The organism is Flavobacterium sp. (assembly GCF_043756175.1).
In the GTDB taxonomy this organism is placed as follows: Bacteria; Bacteroidota; Bacteroidia; order Flavobacteriales; family Flavobacteriaceae; genus Flavobacterium.
This window is the reverse complement of record NZ_JAYURN010000002.1, coordinates 1-6,876: the sequence shown is the minus strand read 5'-3', so window position 1 is coordinate 6,876 and position 6,876 is coordinate 1. Positions and strand designations below refer to the sequence as shown.

Sequence of the window (6,876 nt, the reverse complement as noted above, 5' to 3'; positions counted from 1 at the left end):
TACAAGTTCGTCATAATTTTCCATTGCATCAAGTATGCCTAAAAAAACAACAATTTCTCCATTAGGTAAAGCATATGCATTTATAATACCAGAATTTACGACTGTAAAATGTAAATTTTTATGGTTATTTAACTTGAGTTCTTTAGCAAATAGATTTAGTTTTTCTGATTTTACAGAATCAATGGTGCTTGTCATCAAACTTTGTTTGAAAACTAGATTGCCTAAATTAGTATCATAACTTTCAGGAACTAAAACCACTGCCTTTTCTGCAATGTAAGGCAGTATATATAAGTAAGATAAACCTATAAAGCCTAGAATTGTTATAGCAATTGTCGAATGAACTTTGAAACCTAGATTTATAAGTTTCTGATACCAGTTAATGTTTCCTGTTTCTTCGAGATATGTTTTTAAGTTATTTATAAAAAGGGGATCTTTTAAGATGATACTTTTAGAAACATCTTCTTTATTTTGAATAACAAATGAATCAGACTTTTGTTTAAAGTCTGATTCTTTAATCTCGAAATTTATCCACCCTTTTTTTTGAGTTTCAAAATAAAAAACTCCTTTCTTTTTATCTAAAAAAAATTCAACATTCTGAGGAGCAGAAGATTCTCCGTCAAAATAAATTGCGGCAGTTTTAATCATCATCATATTACATTACAAAATCCATGTCGAGCATGTCTTCGATATCTTCTCCAGTAGCGTCATTGTAATTTTCTTCGGTCTGTTTTATAGTATCTAAATCGATAGTACCCGCAAGATTAACATTAGACATAATATATTTCATAGTTCTTATTTCAACCCAAGCAGAACCAATTCCCAGTGTAAAAATTAGTATCAAAATATTTACAATGCTTAATTGAAATATCTCACCACCAGTTACGGTAGATTCTAATTCGATTTTTTCGTCGTCTTTATGCAAACTTAAGTTGTTAATGTAATAATCGAACATATCTTTTTGCCACCAAAACATATAAATACCTAAAGTAATAATGGTTAGAAAATATCCTTTAAGATTCATTAACAAATAATCTCCACCATCACCTTTATATTTCATTTCAATGTCACCAAATTTAATGTTGCCAATTATATAACTTCTTAAATTCATTGCCAACCACGAGCCATAAATACCAAGAGTAACAATTGTTAAACCAATCCATTTGAAAAAGTTTTTTACGAGTTCGTTTCTGTCGCCTCTATATCCAAAACGGATTCCTCTCCAAGATGTTCTCGACATTCTATATTTATAAGATCCGTGAATAGCAACCGGAAGTACCGCAAAAAAGGCTAAATAAAAGAACAAAAGACCTATTCCGGGCATTTCTAAATAGATAAATAACAATAAAACACCATATAAAACTACAAATAAACCAATCGCTTTTATAAAACCCATAAACATTTCTTTTCCAGTTCCGGTAAATTCGAATCTATCCTCGTTTAATGAAGTTTCACCATATAAATATTGCAATTTTTTTGCCTTTGCCCAAGGATAATAAAAACCAAGTGTAACGATTGTTAAAAGCCAATTGACTATTAATATTCCAAAAAAATCACTTCCATTTCCATGAAAATCTAGTTTGTAGTTTTTTAATTTAGATAAAGAGTTTTCCGTGTTCTCCATAATGTTTGTTTGTTTTTATAATTTGATTGCAATATATAAATGTTTTTTTTAGTTTTTTGGTTAAAAAAACGAAATCGATTTTTTCTATGCTACCATTAGTTATAAAAATGTTAGTAAAACTTGTAAAAAGCATTTTATGACTTATCTTTGTGGTTAATTTAGACAAAATCAAAATAACAATGATAAAAGTATCTGAATCTGCCAGTAAAAAAATTGTCGATATGATGAAAGATGATGGTTTTGATGCTGCCAATGACTACGTTCGTGTGGGCGTAAAAAGTGGTGGTTGTTCAGGATTATCGTACGATTTAATATTTGACAAACAAATTGGAGAAAACGATAAAGTTTTTGAAGATAATAATATAAAAATAGCTGTCGAAAAGAAGAGTTTTCTTTATTTAGCAGGTACAATATTAGAATTTTCTGGAGGATTAAACGGGAAAGGATTTGTTTTTAATAATCCAAATGCATCAAGAACTTGTGGATGCGGAGAAAGTTTTTCTTTATAAACGAAACAACCCTTCTAGGGTTTTAAACCCTAGAAGGGTTAAATGATAAAAAATGAGCAAATACACAGAAGACGATTTGAAAATCGAACTCGAAACAAAAGAATACGAGTACGGATTTTACACTGATATCGAATCGGAAACGTTTCCTATTGGTTTAAATGAAGATATAGTGCGTGCAATTTCTTTAAAAAAAGAAGAACCACAATGGATGACCGATTGGCGTATTGAAGCTTTTCGTGCTTGGCAAGAAATGATAGAACCAGAATGGGCAAATGTTCATTATGCAAAACCCGATTTTCAGGCAATTTCCTATTATTCTGCGCCAAAAGCAGTTGATCCAAACAAAACATTAGACGATGTAGATCCGGATTTATTAGAAATGTACAAAAAGCTAGGAATTTCTATCGATGAACAAAAAATGATGAACAATGTCGCTATGGATATTGTAGTCGATTCTGTTTCGGTAGCGACAACTTTCAAAAAAACATTATCTGAAAAAGGAATAATTTTCTGTCCAATTTCTGAAGCGATTCGTGAATTTCCAGAATTAGTTCAAAAATATTTAGGAACAGTTGTACCGCAAAAAGACAATTTTTATGCGGCTTTAAATTCGGCTGTTTTCTCTGACGGAAGTTTCTGTTATATTCCAAAAGGCGTTCGTTGTCCGATGGAATTATCTACTTATTTCCGTATCAATCAAGCAGGAACTGGACAATTTGAAAGAACACTTCTTATTGCCGACGAAGGCAGTTATGTTTCTTACTTAGAAGGTTGTACAGCGCCAAGTCGTGATGAAAATCAGTTGCATGCTGCAGTTGTTGAGTTGATTGCTCTAGATGATGCCGAAATAAAATATTCGACCGTACAGAACTGGTATCCAGGAAACAAAGAAGGAAAAGGTGGTGTCTATAATTTTGTGACCAAAAGAGGAATTTGTGAAAAAAACGCAAAAATTTCTTGGACACAAGTCGAAACAGGTTCGGCAGTGACTTGGAAATATCCGTCTTGTATATTAAAAGGTGACAATTCGATTGGAGAATTTTATTCGATTGCAGTGACCAATAATTTCCAACAAGCAGACACTGGTACGAAGATGATTCACATTGGTAAAAACACCAAATCTACAATAATTTCTAAAGGAATTTCGGCAGGAAAATCACAAAATAGTTACCGTGGTTTGGTAAGAATTGGTGCTGGTGCTGATAATGCTCGTAATTTTTCACAATGTGACTCGTTACTTATGGGAAATAATTGCGGCGCGCATACTTTTCCTTATATCGAAAGTAAAAATACATCGGCCAAAATAGAACACGAAGCAACGACAAGTAAAATTGGCGAAGACCAAGTTTTTTATTGTAACCAACGAGGAATTCCGACTGAAAAAGCCATTGCACTAATTGTAAACGGTTTTAGTAAAGAGGTCTTAAATAAATTACCAATGGAATTTGCAGTGGAAGCTCAGAAGTTGTTGGAGATTTCGTTAGAAGGAAGTGTTGGATAATTAACAATGGAAAATAAAAAAGTAATTATAGTTGGATCTTCACGAAACAACGGAAATACAACCAAGATAGTTGATGTGATTACTTCACAATATGATTTTGATGTGGTTAATTTGAATAATTATCAAATATCTTATTATGATTACGAAAGTAGAAACAGAGAAGATGATTTCTTACCACTTATTAAAACAATACTAGAAAAATATGACACTTTAGTTTTTGCAACTCCAGTGTATTGGTATAGTATGAGTGGTGTGATGAAAGTTTTTTTTGATAGACTTTCGGATTTAATTCGGATAGAAAAAGAAACAGGAAGATTACTTCGTGGAAAAAAAGTAGCAGTACTTTCAAATTCTCACGATAACGAAATAGATTTCGATTTTTATATTCCGTTTCGAAAATCGGCAGAATATTTAGGTATGGAATACCTTGGAGACAAACATTTTAATGCAGACCAATTTACAAAAACAGATAAAATAGAATTAGCTTTTATATAAAACGATATGATGTTATCAATAAAAAATTTACACGCTTCGATAGAAGACAAAGAAATATTAAAAGGAATAAACCTTGAGGTAAAAGCAGGAGAAGTTCATGCGATTATGGGACCAAATGGTGCTGGAAAAAGTACACTTTCTTCTATTATTGCAGGAAATGAAAATTATACGGTTACCGATGGTGAAATATTATTAGAAGGCGAAGATATTTCTGAGTTAGCTCCGGAAGAAAGAGCACACAAAGGTGTTTTCTTATCCTTTCAATATCCTGTAGAAATCCCAGGAGTTTCGGTAACAAATTTCATGAAAACAGCAATCAACGAATCTCGTAAAGCACATGGACAAGAAGATATGCCAGCTAACGAAATGTTGAAACTAATTCGTGAAAAATCAGAGTTATTAGAAATAGATCGTAAATTCTTATCTCGTTCTCTTAACGAAGGATTTTCTGGAGGAGAAAAGAAACGTAACGAGATTTTTCAAATGGCGATGCTAGAGCCTAAACTAGCAATCCTTGATGAAACCGATTCGGGTCTTGATATTGATGCTTTGCGTATCGTTGCAAACGGCGTAAACAAACTAAAAAGCAAAGACAACGCAGTAATCGTAATTACGCATTACCAACGTTTGTTAGAATACATAGTTCCTGATTTTGTACACGTTCTTCATGATGGAAAAATCGTGAAATCGGGCGGAAAAGAATTGGCATTAGAATTAGAAGAAAAAGGATACGACTGGTTAAAAAAAGACGTTAACTAATATGGAATTGAAAGAAAAATTATTATCGTCATTTATGGCTTTTGAAGAAAAAATAGATTTTCATCAAGAGCTTCACGATTTACGTAGTCAGGCAATAAAGAATTTTGAAAGTAAAGGATTCCCAACTAAAAAAGAAGAATCTTGGAAATATACCTCGTTAAATACCATCTTAAAAAATGATTTTAGTGTATTTCCTAAAAAAGAAAATTCTATTGAATTTAAAGATGTAAAAAAATATTTTCTTCACGAAATAGACACTTTCAAAGTGGTTTTTATCGACGGAATATTCAGTTCTTTTTTATCTTCAACCACACATGATGGTTTGGATGTTTGTTTAATGTCATCTGCATTAAACAAACCGAAATACAAAATGTACATCGACGAATATTTTAACAACATAGCGAGTAAAGAAGAAAGTTTAACTTCTTTAAATACGGCTTTTGCAAGCGAAGGAGCTTATATAAATATTCCGAAGAGCAAAGTAGTCGAGAAGCCTATCGAAATTATTTATTTTTCGACTGGTACAGAAGCTGCTCTAATGGTGCAACCTCGTAACTTAGTGATTGTTGGCGAAAATGCTCACGTTCAAATCATCGAAAGACACCAAAGTTTAAACGACAATCCAGTTTTAACGAATTCAGTTACTGAGATTTTTGCTCAAAAACGTGCTATTGTCGATTATTATAAAGTACAAAATGATGTGCAAACTGCAAATTTAATTGACAATACATACATCGCTCAAAAACAAGAAAGTCATGTTTCGGTTCATACTTTTTCTTTTGGTGGAAATATCACAAGAAACAACCTGAATTTTTACCATCAAGGTGAAAGAATCGATTCTACGCTGAAAGGTGTTACTATTATTGGAGATAAGCAGCACGTAGATCATTATACATTAGTACAACATGCTACGCCAAACTGCGAAAGTCATCAGAATTATAAAACGATTCTTGACGGATCATCAACAGGAGTTTTTAACGGAAAGATTTTTGTAGAAAAAGAAGCTCAAAAAACCGATGCTTTCCAGAAAAATAATAACATTTTATTAAGTGACAAAGCCACTATTAATGCAAAACCACAACTAGAGATTTTTGCAGATGATGTAAAGTGTTCTCATGGATGCACAATAGGACAATTAGACGAAAACGCTATGTTTTACATGCAACAACGCGGAATCCCTAAAAAAGAAGCCAAAGCTTTATTAATGTATGCTTTTACGAGCGAAGTAACAGGAAGCATCAAAATACCTGAGCTAAGAAGTAAAATAGCACGAATTATTGCCGATAAATTAGGCGTAAAAATGGGATTTGATTTGTAACGTTTTCAAAGTAGTCGAATCAATAAGTTTTTATGATTCGTCTTTTGTAGTTCTAACCAAGCTAATCCCAGAAATGAAGAATACAATTCCTAAGATTCCATATATAATGAGAGATTTAACATCTCGTTCGCTTCCTGAAGTGTTAGTAAAAATTACAGCAGTGTAAATAAGGCCTCCTATTCCTAGAATAGTTAATAAGGCGCCAAAAAGTCTTTTAAGATTCATGATTTTATCTTTTTAGATTATTGTGAATTAAACGATTTAATTACTACAAATATCTTTCAAAGGTATAGACTATAAATAGGTTTATGTTGTGATATTTTGATAAAAACTTATATTATTCACGTTAATAACAACGCGGAATTCCCAAATATGTAAAGAGCGCAAAGTTTAAAACCTTGCGCTCTTTGTTCTTTTTTAATTTATTTATTTTCTCTTTCTTCTCTTATTTCTGTCAAAGCTTTTCTAGCTTCATGTGTCAAATTATACTTTAATCGATTATTGATTTCTATATCAGATAAATTTTCAAAATCTCTTTTAAAGCTCTCTTGTTTTGATTTGCTTTCAACTTCAATTTTGTCATATCCTAAAATACGTTGACTCTTTTTTGTGTTAAATTTATTTCAAAAATACGGATTTGTAATCGGAACATTGATAATTTTTTTTAAAAATC

The 6,876-nt window shown here is 31.8% G+C and carries 8 protein-coding genes; 5 read left to right on the top strand and 3 right to left on the bottom strand.

All coding sequences use genetic code 11. From position 1 onward, the window contains the following. Both ACH2BP_RS00055 and ACH2BP_RS00050 read right to left on the bottom strand, forming a co-directional pair. Positions 1 to 651 (bottom strand): M48 family metalloprotease (locus tag ACH2BP_RS00055; protein WP_395055786.1); only part of this gene is annotated, 651 nt, incomplete at its 3' end. Between the two features lies 1 nt (position 652). Beyond that, positions 653 to 1,621, bottom strand: coding sequence for a YjgN family protein (locus ACH2BP_RS00050; RefSeq protein ID WP_395055784.1), 969 nt, complete (start codon positions 1,619 to 1,621; stop codon positions 653 to 655). Between the two features lie 179 nt (positions 1,622 to 1,800). Between ACH2BP_RS00050 and ACH2BP_RS00045 the strand changes: the two genes are divergently transcribed. From ACH2BP_RS00045 to sufD, 5 genes are read left to right on the top strand one after another with little or no spacing between them, the layout of a single operon-like run. After that, positions 1,801 to 2,130 carry a HesB/IscA family protein gene (locus ACH2BP_RS00045; protein WP_395055782.1) on the top strand — a complete coding sequence of 110 codons (330 nt, stop codon included), beginning with the start codon at positions 1,801 to 1,803 and terminating at the stop codon, positions 2,128 to 2,130. Between the two features lie 52 nt (positions 2,131 to 2,182). Next, positions 2,183 to 3,631, top strand: coding sequence for a Fe-S cluster assembly protein SufB (gene sufB / locus ACH2BP_RS00040; protein WP_395055780.1), 1,449 nt, complete (start codon positions 2,183 to 2,185; stop codon positions 3,629 to 3,631). Between the two features lie 6 nt (positions 3,632 to 3,637). Further along, a complete protein-coding gene (locus ACH2BP_RS00035; protein WP_395055778.1) occupies positions 3,638 to 4,126 on the top strand; it encodes a flavodoxin family protein in 489 nt (162 codons plus the stop codon). Positions 4,127 to 4,135: 9 nt separating this feature from the next. Next, complete coding sequence (gene sufC, locus ACH2BP_RS00030) at positions 4,136 to 4,885, top strand: Fe-S cluster assembly ATPase SufC (protein ID WP_395055788.1); 750 nt, start codon at positions 4,136 to 4,138, stop codon at positions 4,883 to 4,885. A gap of 1 nt (position 4,886) precedes the next feature. Beyond that, entirely contained in the window at positions 4,887 to 6,203 is a 1,317-nt protein-coding gene (gene sufD, locus ACH2BP_RS00025; protein WP_395055776.1) for a Fe-S cluster assembly protein SufD, read from the top strand. A gap of 30 nt (positions 6,204 to 6,233) precedes the next feature. Here the strand turns inward: sufD and ACH2BP_RS00020 are convergent, their stop codons facing one another. After that, positions 6,234 to 6,428, bottom strand: a complete 195-nt coding sequence (locus ACH2BP_RS00020) for a hypothetical protein (RefSeq protein WP_395055774.1) — start codon at positions 6,426 to 6,428, stop codon at positions 6,234 to 6,236. Between the last annotated feature and the right edge of the window lie 448 nt (positions 6,429 to 6,876).